This window comes from Rhizobium mongolense subsp. loessense (assembly GCF_900099775.1).
Lineage (GTDB): Bacteria > Pseudomonadota > Alphaproteobacteria > Rhizobiales > Rhizobiaceae > Rhizobium > Rhizobium loessense.
Map to the genome: position 1 here is coordinate 187,901 of NZ_FMTM01000003.1, position 15,600 is coordinate 203,500.

The 15,600-nt window shown below is 60.1% G+C and carries 12 protein-coding genes; 2 read left to right on the plus strand and 10 right to left on the minus strand.

Features of this window, described 5'->3' with window-relative positions:
• Nucleotides 1–119: 119 nt before the first annotated feature.
• The 5 genes from BLP23_RS12155 to trxB form a co-directional block, all read right to left on the minus strand.
• Complete coding sequence (locus tag BLP23_RS12155) at nt 120–923, minus strand: aminoglycoside phosphotransferase family protein (protein WP_092585123.1); 804 nt, start codon at nt 921–923, stop codon at nt 120–122.
• Between the two features lie 71 nt (nt 924–994).
• Nucleotides 995–2,119, minus strand: a complete 1,125-nt coding sequence (locus tag BLP23_RS12160) for an alkene reductase (RefSeq protein WP_092585124.1) — start codon at nt 2,117–2,119, stop codon at nt 995–997.
• A gap of 96 nt (nt 2,120–2,215) precedes the next feature.
• The gene (locus BLP23_RS12165; protein ID WP_074069015.1) at nt 2,216–2,509 is read right to left on the minus strand and encodes an ArsR/SmtB family transcription factor; all 294 of its coding nucleotides are present in this window, start codon (nt 2,507–2,509) and stop codon (nt 2,216–2,218) included.
• A 547-nt stretch (nt 2,510–3,056) separates the two neighbouring features.
• On the minus strand, nt 3,057–3,953 hold the full coding sequence (locus tag BLP23_RS12170) for a LysR family transcriptional regulator VtlR (RefSeq protein WP_039845452.1): 897 nt from the start codon (nt 3,951–3,953) through the stop codon (nt 3,057–3,059).
• A 23-nt stretch (nt 3,954–3,976) separates the two neighbouring features.
• Entirely contained in the window at nt 3,977–4,951 is a 975-nt protein-coding gene (gene trxB, locus BLP23_RS12175) for a thioredoxin-disulfide reductase (RefSeq protein ID WP_092585125.1), read from the minus strand.
• 785 nt (nt 4,952–5,736) lie between these two features.
• On the opposite strand from trxB, the gene BLP23_RS12185 reads away from it, so the two are divergent.
• Nucleotides 5,737–6,207 (plus strand): Lrp/AsnC family transcriptional regulator, encoded by a 471-nt coding sequence (locus tag BLP23_RS12185; RefSeq protein ID WP_022714252.1) that lies wholly within the window; start codon nt 5,737–5,739, stop codon nt 6,205–6,207.
• Nucleotides 6,208–6,300: 93 nt separating this feature from the next.
• Here the strand turns inward: BLP23_RS12185 and BLP23_RS12190 are convergent, their stop codons facing one another.
• The 5 genes from BLP23_RS12190 to BLP23_RS12210 form a co-directional block, all read right to left on the minus strand.
• Complete coding sequence (locus tag BLP23_RS12190; protein ID WP_092585561.1) at nt 6,301–7,341, minus strand: glycosyltransferase family 4 protein; 1,041 nt, start codon at nt 7,339–7,341, stop codon at nt 6,301–6,303.
• Between the two features lie 39 nt (nt 7,342–7,380).
• The gene (gene greA / locus BLP23_RS12195; protein ID WP_022714254.1) at nt 7,381–7,857 is read right to left on the minus strand and encodes a transcription elongation factor GreA; all 477 of its coding nucleotides are present in this window, start codon (nt 7,855–7,857) and stop codon (nt 7,381–7,383) included.
• Nucleotides 7,858–8,110: 253 nt separating this feature from the next.
• Complete coding sequence (locus tag BLP23_RS12200) at nt 8,111–9,328, minus strand: T6SS phospholipase effector Tle1-like catalytic domain-containing protein (protein WP_092585127.1); 1,218 nt, start codon at nt 9,326–9,328, stop codon at nt 8,111–8,113.
• A gap of 72 nt (nt 9,329–9,400) precedes the next feature.
• Complete coding sequence (gene carB, locus BLP23_RS12205) at nt 9,401–12,886, minus strand: carbamoyl-phosphate synthase large subunit (RefSeq protein ID WP_092585128.1); 3,486 nt, start codon at nt 12,884–12,886, stop codon at nt 9,401–9,403.
• 172 nt (nt 12,887–13,058) lie between these two features.
• Complete coding sequence (locus tag BLP23_RS12210; protein ID WP_092585129.1) at nt 13,059–14,084, minus strand: zinc-dependent alcohol dehydrogenase family protein; 1,026 nt, start codon at nt 14,082–14,084, stop codon at nt 13,059–13,061.
• A 547-nt stretch (nt 14,085–14,631) separates the two neighbouring features.
• Here BLP23_RS12210 and ypfJ point away from each other — a divergent pair.
• Complete coding sequence (gene ypfJ, locus BLP23_RS12215) at nt 14,632–15,564, plus strand: KPN_02809 family neutral zinc metallopeptidase (RefSeq protein ID WP_092585130.1); 933 nt, start codon at nt 14,632–14,634, stop codon at nt 15,562–15,564.
• The last annotated feature ends 36 nt before the right edge of the window (nt 15,565–15,600 follow it).

Genomic DNA, 15,600 nt, shown 5'->3' on the forward strand with positions numbered 1-15,600 from the left:
CCCGTTCGACGACTTTGTTGATGAAGCCGCTTTTCCGCGGCATTCAAGCGCAGGCTCTTGCGCGTGGCACGATCTGCCGCATGAAGAAAACATCCTCTGACCTTTATTGAAGGAAGCCGCTAGGCTTGCCGCAACTCCGCCAGAGCGATGCGCGCGACGGCAAGTGGGTTCTCAGCAGACGTATTCATGTTGTCGCCGAGGAACCAAGCCGCCGACAGGCCGGAATAGGCAGCAATCCATTGCAGCAGCCGTTTGGGCTCCATGCCGGTTTCGGCACAAACGATCCGGAGCTGGCGCTTGAGGCGCCCCGGCATGCTGATGGCCGGAAGGTCTTCATTGGCGAAAGTATTGGCATAGTCGAAGCCGCGTTCGCCGATCAGGCCCTTCGGGTCGATCGCAAGCCAACCGTCGTCTTCGAAATCGAGAATGTTGCTGTGGTGAATGTCGCCGTGCAGCACGACCGGATCGCGTGGATCGGAAAGCAGTGTCTCGGCCATAGCATTGCATTCGGGAAGGATGCCGCCATAGGTTTTCGCTGCAGGCGCCAGGTATCGGAACCAGCGGCGGAGCGGGATGAGGCCGGGCAGGGGCTTTTGCCGCGGTGCGTGCAGTCTTTCGACGGTGCGGCAGATGATCCGGCTTGCCTCATCGTCTTCGCCATCCATCGCCATCTTCAGCAGCGAGCGACCGCCCGTCGCCCGTTCGAGCAGAACAGCTTCGTCATCATGGGCATAAACTTTGGCGGCACCGCCGCCGTCCCACCAGTGCATCAACGCACCGCCGGCTCTTTCGGCCTCGTCACGAGACTTCTTGAGCATTGCCGGTTTGCCGTTCCAAAGGACAGGCAGGAGGTGACTGGAATGGGTGATGATCGGTTCGCCGTCCGGCGTCAGCGACCAGCGGTCGAGATGGGATTCGAACATGGCCGCATTCTAACGGCAGCAGCTGAAAAAGAAATCCCGCGCAAGGCGGGATTTCATCCAGTACGTCTGAGTCAGGCGACCTTTTCGAGCAGCGGATAGTCAATGTAACCCTTTGCCCCGCCGCCATAGAAGGTGGCCTGGTCCGGCGTGTTCACCGGCAGGTTCTTTTGCAGGCGTTCGACCAGATCCGGATTGGCGATGAACGGCTTGCCGAAGGCGACCAGGTCAGCGCGGCCGCTTTCGACGGCATCGATTGCCATCTGACGGTCGTAGCCGTTGTTGACCATCCAGTTTGCATGGCCGCCAGCCTTTTCATAAGCCTGGCGCAGATCCTTGTAATCGAAGGGTGGATTTGTCCCCTGCGTGTAGTCGCGTTTGCCGCCCGTCTGGCCCTCGATAACGTGGACATAGGCGAGGTCATATCCAGCTAGGCCTTCGACGACATAGGTGAAAAGCGCCTGCGGATCCGAATCATAGCTTTCGCCCGAGGGTGTGACAGGCGAGATACGGATCGCCGTGCGGCCGGCACCGATTTCCCGGGTCACGGCATGGACCACCTCGAAGGTGAAGCGAGCGCGGTTTTCGATCGAGCCGCCATACTGGTCGGTGCGGTCGTTGACGCCATCGCGCAGGAATTGGTCGAGCAGGTAGCCGTTTGCGCCGTGGATTTCGACGCCGTCGAAACCTGCGTCGATCGCAGCGCGCGCTGCCCTGCGATAATCCTCGATGATGCCGGGAATTTCAGATGTCTCGAGCGCCCGCGGCTCGGAGGTCTCCGCGAAGCTGCCGGTACCATCGGCATTGACCAGATAGGTCTTCGCCGCCGCGACTTTATTGGTTGAAGAGACCGGCTTGCCGCCATTCGGCTGTAGCGTGGTGTGCGAGATGCGGCCGACATGCCACATCTGTACGACGATTTTGCCGCCGCCTGCATGCACGGCATCCGTCACGCGCTTCCAGCCATCGAGAGCTTCCTTCTTGTAGAGGCCGGGAACGTCGGCGTAACCTTGGCCCTGGTGTGTGATGGCCGTTGCCTCGGTGATGATGAGACCGGCTGTGGCACGCTGGCGATAATATTCGACGTTCAGATCGTTCGGGATTGCGCCGGGCGAGCGGTTGCGGGTCAGAGGCGCCATGACGATGCGGTTCCTGACGGCAATGTCGCCAATCTGCGCGGGTTCGAAAAGCTTGTTCATGGAAGTCCTTTCCTGTTCTGGCGGGAGGATCACTCCGCCATGGCGGGGCAACTCGACCCGGCGGAGAGATAGGCAAGTGCGGTGGCGCTGAGGCTGCTACAGATCTTGGCTTAGTTGCTTGAGGAAGGCAGCGATCGTTTCTTCGTTGCGCTTGTAGAAAACCCATTGGCCGACGCGCCTGGTCGTGACGAGGCCGGCGCGGCTCAATGTTGCAAGATGAGCGGATACGGTCGATTGCGAAAGGCCGCAGCGCTCGAACTGGCTGGCGCAGACACCCATTTCCAAAGGGTGCTCCTGGGAGGAGAAGTGCTCCTTCGGATCCTTCAGCCAGTTGAGGATTTCCACCCGCATCGGGTGGGAAAGCGCTTTCAGGATTTCATCTCTGTCCATCGTCTCGTGCCGAACTATAAATCAGGTTTTATCGATATATGAATCGCTTCAGCTCGATATGCAAATCACGAGGGCGTGAGCTGTGCGGTTTTGATAGCCTGCCTAAATTTCAAGCAAAAAAAGAGGGCCGCCGAACGTTCGGGGCCCTTTAAGGTGTGAAGGTCAAAAAACCTCCAGAGGGGAACAGCTAATGCGGTGGCACTGGGAGAGAACCACCAAAGTGCATCAGCTACGTGCGATATGGTGCTTTCTTGGGCAGCTTTCAATGCATTATTATGCATGTCTGCCATGCGTTGCACAAATTATGTTGCAATGCAGCGATTCTGGGCAAAAAAAGAGGGCCGCCGAAAGTTCGGGGCCCTTTAAGGTGTGAAGGTCAAAAACCTCCAGAGGGGAACAGCTAATGCGGTGGAACTGGGAGGAAAAGCCACCGTGTGCATCAGCTGAGTGCGATATGGTGTTTAATTGAGCAAACGGCAACCCTCTTTTGTGCATGCCAGTCATGCGTTGGTTGCATGGTCAGCATTTTAGTGAACAAAAACGGGAATCAGAAGTTCCAGTTTCTCGCCTTGCTGACGATAAAATCGCGGAATGCCTTCAGCTTTGCGGCATTCTTGATTTCATCCGGATAGCAGAAATAGGTGTCAAACGAGGGCACGTCGGCGTTGATCGCCAGCTGGATGAGGCCCGGATCGCGTCCGACGATGTAATCCGGCATGCAGGCGACGCCGATGCCAAGCAGGCAGGCGCGCTTGATCGAGGTCTGGCTGTTGATCTGCAGATGTGGAATCCGCTTGTTGTCCGAGGAGCGGCCAGCAATCTCCAGCCAGTTTACGTCCAGCAGATAGCTGGGGGCGGGCTCACCGAAGGTAATGATGCGGTGATTGTCCAGGTCCTCGACCGACTGAGGCTCTCCGTAGCGGTTAATGTAGGAGGGGGCGGCATACACGTGCATATGCACGGTGAAGAGCTTGCGCTGAATGAGATCGGACTGCTGCGGTTGGCGCAGGCGGATGGCGCAGTCTGCATGACGCATGTTCACGTCCAGCTCCTCGTTGTCGAGGATGAGCTGGATCTGGACGTCCGGATAGAGCTGCATGAACTCCTGGATCTTGTCCGTCAGCCAGCCCTGGCCGAGGCCGACGGTAGTGGTCACCCGCAGCTTGCCGCTGGGCGTTTCCGTCGTTTCCGTGAGCTGCATCTTCACAGTTTCGAGCTTCAGCAGCACGTCATGGGCGGTGCGATAGAGCAGTTCGCCCTGTTCCGTCAGGATCAGGCCGCGGGCATGGCGATGGAAGAGTTTGGTGCCGACGTCCTGCTCCAGCGCGCTCACCTGGCGGCTGATCGCGGATTGGGAGAGATGCAGTTTGTCGGCCGCATGCGTGAACGATCCGGCCTCGGCAGCCGCGTGAAAAATACGCAGCTTGTCCCAATCCAATGGCATCCCCCCACCCCTCATAGCCGATCCTACTCCGCGGCCACGGCGACGGGCATGTGGCCCGTGAGATAACGCTCGGCTTCGAGGGCGGCCATGCATCCCATGCCGGCGGCGGTGACTGCCTGCCGGAAGGTGTCGTCCGTCACGTCACCCGCAGCATAGATCCCTTCTATGCTGGTTGCGGTCGAATCCGGAGCGGTCCAGAGATAGCCGTTGTCCTTGAGCTTGAGCTTGCCCTTGAAAAGTTCGGTTGCCGGCGCATGGCCGATCGCCACGAAGACGCCGTCGACCGAAACGTCGCTGATGGCGCCGGTGCGGGTATCGCGCAAGCGCGCGCCGGTAACGGAAGGTGGCATCGGCGGTTTCGCCAGCGTGCCGGTGATTTCGGCGACTTCGGTGTTCCAGAGAACCGTCACATTCTCCTTCGAGAAGAGGCGCTCCTGCAGGATCTTTTCGGCGCGGAACGCATCGCGGCGATGCACGACAGTCACCGACTTCGCGATATTGGAAAGATAAAGGGCTTCCTCCACGGCGCTGTTACCGCCGCCAACGACGATGACGTCCTTGTTGCGATAGAAGAAGCCATCGCAGGTGGCGCAGGCTGAAACGCCAAAGCCCTGGAAATGCTGTTCGCTTTCGATGCCGAGCCATTTTGCCTTGGCGCCGGTCGCGATGATCAGTGTATCGGCGGTCCAAACCTGGCCGCTGTCGGTGCGGGCCACGAAGGGCCGCTGGTTCATCTCGACCTCGGTTACGATATCGCTGACGATCTCTGCGCCGACATGCTTGGCCTGCTGCAGCATCTGGTCCATCAGCCACGGCCCCTGGATCGGGTCGGCAAAGCCCGGATAGTTCTCGACATCCGTCGTGATCATCAATTGCCCGCCTTGCTCCATCCCGGCGATCAGCACCGGCTTCAGCATCGCGCGTGCCGCATAGACTGCGGCCGTATAGCCCGCGGGACCGGAGCCGATGATGAGAACTTTAGTGTGTCGGGCAGTCATGGTCCGGATCCTTTGTGGCAGGCGTTCTGTGGAAGCACCGTGCGAGATATCGTAATAAACGCTTCTGTATAGTCTAGGGATGAACCAAGCTAGCTTTCAAGGGGACAGCATGGAATACGCACAAGTGCTTACGCTATTATCACGGGCTATCCGCAGATGTTTTTGTTGGTTCGACCCCGACGCCCTCGTTTTCGCTGGCTGATGCTGTTATCGACCATTTCATCCACACCGCTACAACAGAGAGCCAGTAATGGGCAAGCGCCGATCACCATTTCCGTTGAAGGATCCGCGAGCGAGTACCAAAAGATATTGAAAACAGTATCTGATGAAAGGCGATATCAATTTTGTCTATGATGGATCTCTGACCTATCCTTCTACCGGCCAACCAGTCGAGCCCGGCTTAATATCCGAGATTTGGGCGCCGGATCAGATGAAGAAGTCTTAGGGATCAAGGTGCATACAGGGCCGCTTTCGGGCTATCTCTGCCTCGCTAGGGGCTTGCTATTGCCGAGGTCACTGCATCTCGGCGGCAACACGATTATAAAGCAAGGCCGTTCGGTAGACGCTTAACGAGGACGATGTATGGATTGGCGCGGGTGCCCAGATACTGTGTGGTTTGCACCTATCAAGGGCTTCATCACAGGCGTGCATGCCCTCGTCAAGGGCAAGTTCGAACCTCAACTGAATATAGGTTGGCAGCTAGGCGCGGTGTTTGAAGTTGTCGCGGGCAATAATAGGAAGCGGCCTGCAAACGGCCGATCGAAAAAGAAACAGGAAGCTCTACCATGGTGATGCGCGTCGAACTCGATGCAATAGATATGAAGATTCTGCGCGAGCTCCAGAATGATGGCCGGATGACGAATGTCGAACTTGCAGAGCGGGTCGGTATATCGGCGCCACCCTGTCTCAGGCGGGTGCGTAAGCTGGAAGAATCCGGCTTCATCCGTGGCTATCGGGCGCTTTTGAATGCGCCGGCGCTCGGTTATGATCTCGTGGCCTTCTGTATGGTCGGTCTGAAACATCAGTCGGATGCCAATCTCAAGGCATTTGCGAAACAGACGGCCAATTGGCCGCTCGTGCGAGAGGCCTGGATGGTGTCGGGCGAATCCGATTTTCTCTTGCAGTGCGTCGCTGAGAACCTTGCGGGCTTTCAGGATTTCGTGATCGAAGAGCTCACGGCCACGGAGAATGTGGATACCGTGCGGACGATGTTGACCATCCGACAGGTAAAGGATGTCTCTCTGGTAGACATTTAGACAGACTGGCGCGCGGTATCTCCGATTATCGATGCGGTCGCCAGTGCCCATCTCGAACGTTTCAAGGCGCAGCCCTAACCAAGAGAATTGACGCTACCGCCGAAGAAGGTCCTCATAGACGGCTTTCAACGCCGTCGCTTCGCCTTCCAGTGCAAAATTCGCTCGCACATGCGCGAGCGCGATCTCGCCACGGGCGAGCGTCCTTTGTGGATCGGCAAGATAGGGGGCGATTGCCTTCGTGAGAGCTTCGCCATCGCCGGCCTGAACGACGCTTCCGTTCATCCCGTCCTCGATCATTTCGCCATAGGCTCCGGCGTCCGATGCCACAACCGCAGTCTTCGATGCCATCGCTTCGAGAGGCGTCAGCCCGAAACCTTCATTTCGGGAAGGAGCAACATATAGGGTCAGGCGGCGGTACCAGACCTTGATGTCTGGCACTTCGCCCAGAAAGACGATCCGATCGGCAAGGCCGGCGGCGGCAATATCGGCCTTCAGCTTGTCGGCGAAAGCGGTATGCTCTGCCGTTACCCGGCCGGAGATCACCGCCGTCCAATCCGGATGTTGCGGCAGCAGCTCGATCATCGAGCGAACGAAAAGGTCGGTGCCTTTCTGATGCCTGATGCGGCCGAAGCAGCCCACGAGATACCTGCCGGGCAGGCCGGTGGCCTCTATGGTGTCCTCGGCGGTCTGGGGTGGATGGAAAAGTTCCAGATCGACGCCGTGGCGGATCACGATATGCGGTACCTGGAGGAAGGAGCCGGACCGGGCATTGGTCGCGACGACCGCGTCCATCCGGCGGATAAGCCAGCGCGTGTAGGCGGTATGGCGGCGCTGGGCGGCCGACGTAAAGAGCAGCTTCAGCGGCATGCGTAACACGTGCCGCAGCACGATACCAGCGGCCATCTCGTTGTTGCGGCGTGCGTGCCATACGCGCTGCCGGCGCCCGGCTGACGGACGCCAAGCGCCAAGAAGCTGTCTCCACGTCAGCTTCGGTAGGTCTTTCGGTAAACCGGGGCCGAGCGTAGCGATCTTGATGCCGAGTCTGACCTGGAGGGGAATCAGCTGAACGATCGTTGACGTGACGCCGGAGAGGCGCTGCTTGAAGTTCGGTGCGATGATTTCGATGTCAGCTATATCGATCGCGGCCGGCTTGACCGTTTCCGCCACAGGCAATCAACCCCAGGAGATCGACAGGACTTCGTAGGCTTTCGAGCCGCCCGGTGCGATGACCTCGATGGAATCGCCGACTACCTTGCCGATCAGCGCGCGGGCGATCGGGGAGGAGATGGAAATGCGGCCGGCTTTCACGTCGGCTTCCTGATCGCCGACGATCTGGTAGGTCTTTTCTTCCTCGGTGTCCTCGTCGACGAGTTTGACCTTGGCGCCGAACTTGATCTTGTCGCCGGACATCTTCGCAAGGTCGATCACTTCGGCGCGCGCCGTCAGGTCTTCGAGCTCGCTGATGCGGCCCTCGTTGTGGCTCTGCGCTTCCTTGGCTGCGTGATATTCGGCGTTTTCGGAAAGATCGCCATGGGCACGGGCTTCGGCGATCGCTTCGATGATGCGCGGGCGCTCCTCCTGCTGACGCCAGCGCAGTTCTTCCTGCAGCTTGACGAAACCACCCTGTGTCATCGGAACCTTATCAACCATTTTCCTGTCCTTTGATCTTCGTGTCCTATAGTCAGGCAGCGACACAAAAGAAAACAGGTCCCGAAGGGGACTTCGGAACCGTGCAATAATCTTAATCGCCCGCTTATAGCAGATCGTTGCCGCCGATTTCCATAAAATTCGTAATGGCGCGCGCCCGGCTAACTGTCTGCTCGCAGCATGCCGATCGCGTTGGTGAAGATTGTGAGTCGGATCAAGCGCTTGGACGCGTGATCGAAGAGAGTGATTCAAGCCGTTAAGAAACGAAGTCAGGATTTGCAGGCAAATTCGGCGGATTGTAGGGGCCGGCATTCATCCGTTCCTTGACCGAGATATGGATCAGCGCATCGTGCGGAACGAAGCGTCGGTCACTCAACGGGAAATAGACCGCATTCCGGTTGCCGTGCCTGCGCCAGGAATTTTCCGGCACGCGCCGCGGAATGTATTCGAGGATTTTCCATCCGGCGCTCATGGAATCATGGATGGGAGCAGTGGCGTCCAGAGGCACATACTTCTTCCCGCCTTTTCCGAGCACGATGTCGTTGACGATGCGGGTGCGGTAGAGGAGCCCGGCCGGTTGCGTTTCCTGGATCATCCAGGCGAGGGGGATCTTGACTGCCCCGCTTTGCGCTTCCGGATAGCCGCCGCCGATATCGCCGTGGACGCCGGCAAACCAGACTTCCCGGAAATTCTGCTTCGCCACCGGTGCCTTCGGCCGGAACGGGCGGCCCCAATACTCCTGGTCCCGCTTCCAGAGCTCTGGCTGGAACATCGTCCGCCGTTCATCTATGGCGACTGCGTGCCGCACCCATTCGACGCTCGGGTTCTTGCGGGTGAACGGATGGGTCTTGAACTGCGGAAACCATTTCCCCGTTTCGATCACTGAGGTCACCGTATCGAAAAGACCAAGCAGCTTGATCGGCGGGCGGTCGTTTCGGAGCATGCGTTCGTAGAGGCGCATGGCGGCGAAAGCAGAGGACGGATCCTCCCCGCCATTCTCTGCAGCGCCGCCGGCTTTCTCTTCGTACGCGGAAATTCCCTTATAGGTCCTGTAGGCATAATCGAGCAGGTTGAGATGATGCCGGCTTGTAAGGCCGAAGGCATGGATGAAACCCGCTAGCACCCGCGCCGAATAGGCGCCACGGCTGAAGCCGAAGATGTAGATGCGGTCGCGCTCGGAATGCCGCCGAGCGGCGTCGGGCGGGCCGCGATCGTAGTTTTCGACCAGGAAGCGGTAGGCTTCCTTGACGTTCTGGTCGAGGCCCCAGCCCGTCGCGAGACCGAAAACCTCATAGGATTTGCGAAGCAGTCTCGACCAGGCATTGGCCGCGCCGAACGTGCCGACGCCTGGATCGTAGTAGACGATTTGCTCATCCGAGCGTTTCAAGGTGCCGAACAGTCTGACAATATTGGTCCGGTCGGCCGAAATCTCGTTCGATGTGCCATCGAACAGAATGACGATGTTCTTTGCCATCAATCGCTCCGGCTGTACCGCCGAAACGGTAACATCCGGAAGGTTTTACGGCAACTTCCGGTCGTCTAATGCTCAGAAATAGCTCTGCAGCGGGCGAACCTCGAGGTTGCCGGCCTTCAGCGCCTTGATCGCCTGGGCGGCTGCTTCGGCACCTGCCATGGTCGTGTAATACGGCACCTTCTGCATCAGCGTCGCGCGGCGGAGTGACTTCGAATCGGAGATCGCCTTGTTGCCGTCCGTCGTGTTGATGACAAGTTGGACCTGGCGGTTGCGGATGGCATCCTCGATGTGCGGACGGCCTTCGAGCACCTTGTTGATCTTCGTCGCTTCGATGCCATTTTCAGCCAAGAAGCGTTGTGTGCCGCCGGTGGCGAGTACCTTGAAACCTTCGTCTACAAGAACACGGATCGCAGGCAGCACGCGCGGCTTGTCGTGGTCGCGAACGGAGACGAAGACCGTCCCGTCGCGCGGCAGTTCAACGCCGGCGCCGAGCTGCGACTTGGCGAAGGCAAGGGCGAAATCGGTGTCGAGGCCGATGACCTCCCCGGTCGAGCGCATTTCAGGCCCAAGCAGCGTATCGACGCCCGGGAAGCGGGCGAAGGGGAAGACGGCCTCCTTGACGGCGATATGCTTCAGGGCGCGCGGATCGGGCTTTTCGCCGTAGGCGGCGAAGGCGGCATCCAGCTTCTCGCCGGCCATGACGCGGGCGGCGATCTTGGCAATAGGAGCGCCGATGGTCTTTGCCACGAACGGCACGGTGCGCGAGGCGCGCGGGTTGACTTCGAGTACGTAGACGGTGCTGTCCTTGATCGCGAATTGCACGTTCATCAGACCGCCGACATTCAGCGCCTTTGCCATGGCCTTTGCCTGGCGCTCGAGCTCGTCGAGCAAGTCCCCCGACAGCGAGCGCGGCGGCAGCGAGCAGGCCGAATCGCCGGAATGGATGCCGGCCTCTTCGATGTGTTCCATGATACCCGCGACGTAGACGTCATTGCCGTCGGAGAGGCAGTCGACGTCGACCTCGATGGCGTTCGTCAGGTAGCTGTCGAAGAGCAGCGGGTTCTTGCCGAGCAGCGTGTTGATCTGGCCGGTCTTGTCGTTCGGATAGCGCTGCTTGATGTCTTCCGGAACCAGTTCCGGAACGGTGTCGAGCAGATAGGTCTGCAGCATCGATTCCGAGTGGATGATCTGCATGGCGCGGCCGCCGAGAACGTAGGAGGGGCGTACCACCAGCGGGAAGCCGATTTCGGCGGCGACGAGGCGAGCCTGCTCGACGGAATAGGCAATGCCGTTGTTCGGCTGGTTGAGGTCGAGCTTCATCAGAAGCTTCTGGAAGCGGTCACGGTCTTCGGCGAGATCGATCGCATCCGGCGCGGTGCCGAGGATCGGGATGCCGTTCTTTTCCAGCGCTTCGGCAAGCTTCAGCGGCGTCTGACCGCCGAACTGGACGATGACGCCGACGACCTCACCCTTTTCCTGCTCGGCCCGCAGGATCTCGATCACGTCTTCGGCCGTCAGCGGCTCGAAATAGAGGCGGTCGGAGGTGTCGTAGTCGGTCGAGACCGTTTCCGGATTGCAGTTGATCATGATCGCTTCGTAGCCGGCATCCTTCAGTGCGAAGGCTGCGTGGCAGCAACAGTAATCGAACTCGATACCCTGGCCGATACGGTTCGGACCGCCGCCCAGGATGACGACCTTCTTGCGGTCGGAGACCTGCGCTTCGGAGCGGGCGGCGCCGACGAAGGGCGTTTCGTAAGTCGAATACATATAGGCAGTCGGCGAGGCGAATTCGGCCGCGCAGGTGTCGATGCGCTTGAAAACCGGGCGGACATTGAGGCTGTTGCGAAGTTCAGCCACTTCTTTCGGACGCTTGTTCGTCAGCGTCGCGAGGCGCGCGTCCGAAAAGCCCATGGCCTTCAGCATGCGCAGGTTTACCGCGTCGCTCGGCAGGCCATGCTCGCGGATGCGGGCCTCCATGTCGACGATCGCCTTGAACTGGGCGATGAACCACGGGTCGATCTTGGAGCCCTCGTGAACCTCGGCCTCGCTCATGCCCTGGCGCAGCGCCTGGGCAACCATACGCAGGCGATCGGGCGTCGGCGTGCCGATCGCGGCGCGAATGGCGTTCTGGCTGGACTCGCCTTCCTCGACGTCTGGAATTTCGATTTCATCAAGGCCAGTCAGGCCCGTTTCGAGGCCGCGGAGCGCCTTCTGCAGCGATTCGGCGAAGGTGCGACCGATCGCCATGACTTCGCCGACGGACTTCATCGCCGTCGTCAAGATCGGGGAGGCGCCCGGGAACTTCTCGAAGGCAAAGCGCGGGATCTTGGTGACGACATAGTCGATCGACGGTTCGAAGGAGGCGGGTGTGGCGCCGCCGGTGATGTCGTTTTCCAGTTCGTCCAGCGTGTAGCCGATCGCGAGTTTCGCCGCGACCTTTGCGATTGGAAAGCCCGTTGCCTTGGAGGCGAGTGCCGAAGAACGCGAAACGCGCGGGTTCATCTCGATGACTACGAGGCGGCCGTCCTTCGGATTGACGGCGAACTGGACGTTTGAGCCGCCAGTCTCGACGCCGATCTCGCGCAGCACCGCAATCGAGGCGTTGCGCATGATCTGATATTCCTTGTCGGTCAGCGTCAGCGCCGGAGCGACGGTGATCGAGTCGCCGGTGTGGACGCCCATCGGGTCAATGTTTTCGATCGAGCAGATGATAATGCAATTGTCCGCCTTGTCGCGGACGACTTCCATTTCATACTCCTTCCAGCCGAGGACCGACTCCTCGATCAGGACTTCGGTCGTGGGCGAAGCATCGAGGCCGCCGCCGACGATGTCGAAGAATTCCGAACGGTTGTAGGCAATGCCGCCGCCGGTGCCGCCGAGGGTGAAGGACGGGCGGATGATGGCCGGCAGGCCGACGTCATCGAGCGCCTGAGCAGCGATCGCCATCGCGTGGTTCAAATAGCGCTGCTTGCGGTCGCTCTCGCCCAGGTTCCACTGGTTTTCCAGATCGTCCAGCGCAGTGTCGAGTGCGGCGCCGGAGAGGCTTTCGCGCAGCTTTGTGCGCTCGGCCTCGTGCATCTTGCGGTCGGCGTCCTTGATGTCTGTGGCGTTCGCCAGCATCGAGCGCGGCGTTTCCAGTCCGATGCGGGCCATGGCTTCACGGAAGAGGGCGCGGTCTTCCGCCATGTCGATCGCGGCCGGCTTGGCGCCGATCATCTCGACATTGTAGCGGTCGAGCACACCCATGCGCTTTAGCGAAAGAGCCGTGTTCAGTGCCGTCTGGCCGCCCATGGTCGGCAGCAGCGCATCCGGCCGCTCCTTGGCGATGATCTTGGCGACGACTTCCGGGGTGATCGGCTCGACATAGGTCGCGTCCGCGAGACCCGGGTCGGTCATGATTGTCGCTGGGTTGGAGTTGACAAGGATGACCCTGTAGCCTTCCTCCTTCAACGCCTTGCATGCCTGGGTGCCGGAATAGTCGAATTCGCAAGCCTGGCCAATGACGATCGGTCCCGCGCCGATGATGAGGATCGATTTGATGTCTTGGCGCTTCGGCATGGGCGATATCCGTTTCTAGCTGCGCAAAAAGCCGGCCAGGGTGGGAGGCACCGGGTCGGTCGCGCACGAGGGGTCTTTTCAGGCTAGAAGCGGCTTATAGGCAAATGTATTTGCAAACGGAACCCCATAAATCGCGGAATCGACAGGAATCCGAAAACTCCTGAAATGCCGTTCACGGGCCGGGTACCACAATGACGCGTATCTCGCCGTTGCCTGCCGGATTGGCGATCGCTTCCGGAGCGTTATCAAGCCCGATCCGGCGGGAGATGAGAGGCTCGACCCTGATGACGCCAGAGGCGATCAGGTCCGCAGCGCGGCCGTGGGTGAAGGGGTTCAGAAACGAGTTCACCAGCTTGATCTCGCGAAACAGCAGATCGAAGGGCTGCACGGAAATCCTGGCGCCTTGCGGCATGACACCGAGGATCACGACGGTGCCGCCGCGGCGGGCGAGGAGAGGAGCCTGTTCCATGGTCTCCGCCACGCCGGCGCATTCGATCACCACATCGGCACCGCCCGGCAGAAGGCCCTGGTCAGCCGTCACCAGATCGACGACGTCGCCTGCTGAGGGGTCGGCCGTTGCCGTCGCGCCAAGGTTTTCGGCAAGCCGCCGTTTATCGGCGTTGCGCGTCACCAGCACGACACGCGTTGCACCGGCGAGCCGCGCAAGCTGCACGACCAGTAGTCCGATCACGCCACCGCCGAGCACGGCCACGGATGCACCGGCACTGATCTTTGCCAAATCGACGCCGTGCAGACAGCAGGCGAGGGGTTCGCAAAAGGCGCCATGCAGCGGTGCCAGCGACTGAGGCAGTTCGAACGCCTGTTGCTCCGGCATGCAGACATACTCGGCAAAACCGCCATCCCGATGAATGCCGATCGCCTGCAGGTTCCGGCAGAGATTGACACGTCCGCGCTGGCACTCCGGGCAGCGTCCGCAGGCGATGTTCGGGTCGCCGGTCACCCGCATGCCGGGACGAAAGGCGCTCACGCCTTGCCCAACGGCTTCGATGATGCCGACGAATTCGTGCCCGAGTGTCACCGGCGGCTCCGACGGAAATTCACCCAGGAAGAGATGGCGGTCGGTGCCGCAGATGCCGCAGGCTTCGACCTTCACCAGCATTTCGCCAGGGCCTGGCACCGGCTTTTCCATTTGGCTTACCGCAAGCCGCCCCGTCGCTTCCAGGCGTACAGCTTTCATCATGTCCTCCCGCATCCTCTCCTTCAGTGAGGGCGAAAGCCGGAGTCACGTCAAGCATTTGGTGCATTTTCTTCAACCGACGATGACGCCGCATCTTCGCCGCGTAGCTACGGCTGACCGGAATTTCGACGCCGTCGCGCGTCCGGATAAGAAGCTTTCCGTTGTCCCGCTTCAAGCGCTCGACATGGCCATGGGAGGTCCCGTGCGAGCGACGAACGGTGCAGCCCGGTTGTGTCGCCGGGCTCCTTCAGCGCGTCGGTAAGGGACAAGGAGCACGAGTTCGCGGCCGAGGCTTGTCACGACTTCGGTGTGGTCTTGCATCCGTCTGTTCACTCTGGTGCTGGGGGCGGATCATGGATGACTTGATCTTCAGCGGGAACAATAGGGCTTCGGCCATGGCCGGCATTATGCTCGTGACGATCGGTGCCATTCTCGCGCTTTGTCCGTGTCTAAAGCCCGTTGCCTGAAACCTGCTGGCCTTCACGCCTTCGCAGGATATATAATTGCCTTAGAGCGCATGCCTGCGCATCGCCAGGGGAGAGTTCAGATGGAATGGAAAGGGCGCCGCCAGTCGGACAATGTCGAGGATCGCCGCGGTGATGCGACAGGCGGCGGGTTCGGCCGTAATCCGTTCGGCCGCAACGGTGGCTTCAGCTTTCCAACAGGCGGCGGTGTGGGACGCAGGGGCGGCGGGCTTTCGATCGGCACGATCATCTTCCTCGTTGTCATCTATTTGATCTTCAAGGCGATGGGCATCGACCTGATGCAGGTGTTGGATGGCGGCATGACGGGCGGCTCAGGCTACGAGCAGAGCCAATCGGAAGGCACTAGCACGCCGGCCGATGACGAGATGACCGCATTCATGCGTACCGTGCTGGCCGAGACCGAGGACACCTGGCAGGGCATCTTCCAGGCTCAGGGCAGGGATTATGAGGAGCCAACACTGGTGCTCTTTGCAGAGGCGACGCGATCGGCCTGCGGTTTCGCATCCGCCGCCACCGGACCGTTCTATTGCCCCGGCGATCACAAGGTCTATCTCGACACCGCGTTCTTCCGGGAGCTCGAGAGCAAATTTGGCGCCTCTGGCGACTTCGCCGAAGCCTACGTCGTCGCCCATGAAGTCGGCCACCACGTCCAGAACCTGCTCGGCATCCTGCCAAAGTTCAACGAGGCGCGCCAGCGCATGAGCGAAGCCGAGGCCAATAAGATGTCGGTGCGCGTCGAGCTGCAGGCCGATTGCTTCGCAGGCATCTGGGGGAAATATACCGAACAAAAGGGCATGCTCGATGCCGGAGACCTTGAAGAGGCGCTGAACGCTGCTCAGCAGATCGGCGATGACACGCTGCAGAAGCGCAGCCAGGGCTATGTCGTGCCGGAAAGCTTCAATCATGGTACGTCGGACCAGCGCATGCGCTGGTTCAAGCGGGGCTTCGACAGCGGCCAGCTCGCCGCCTGCGATACTTTCTCCGGGCCGGTTTGAGCAAGCATCTTTTGCTCGCCCTCTCCACATTGTGAC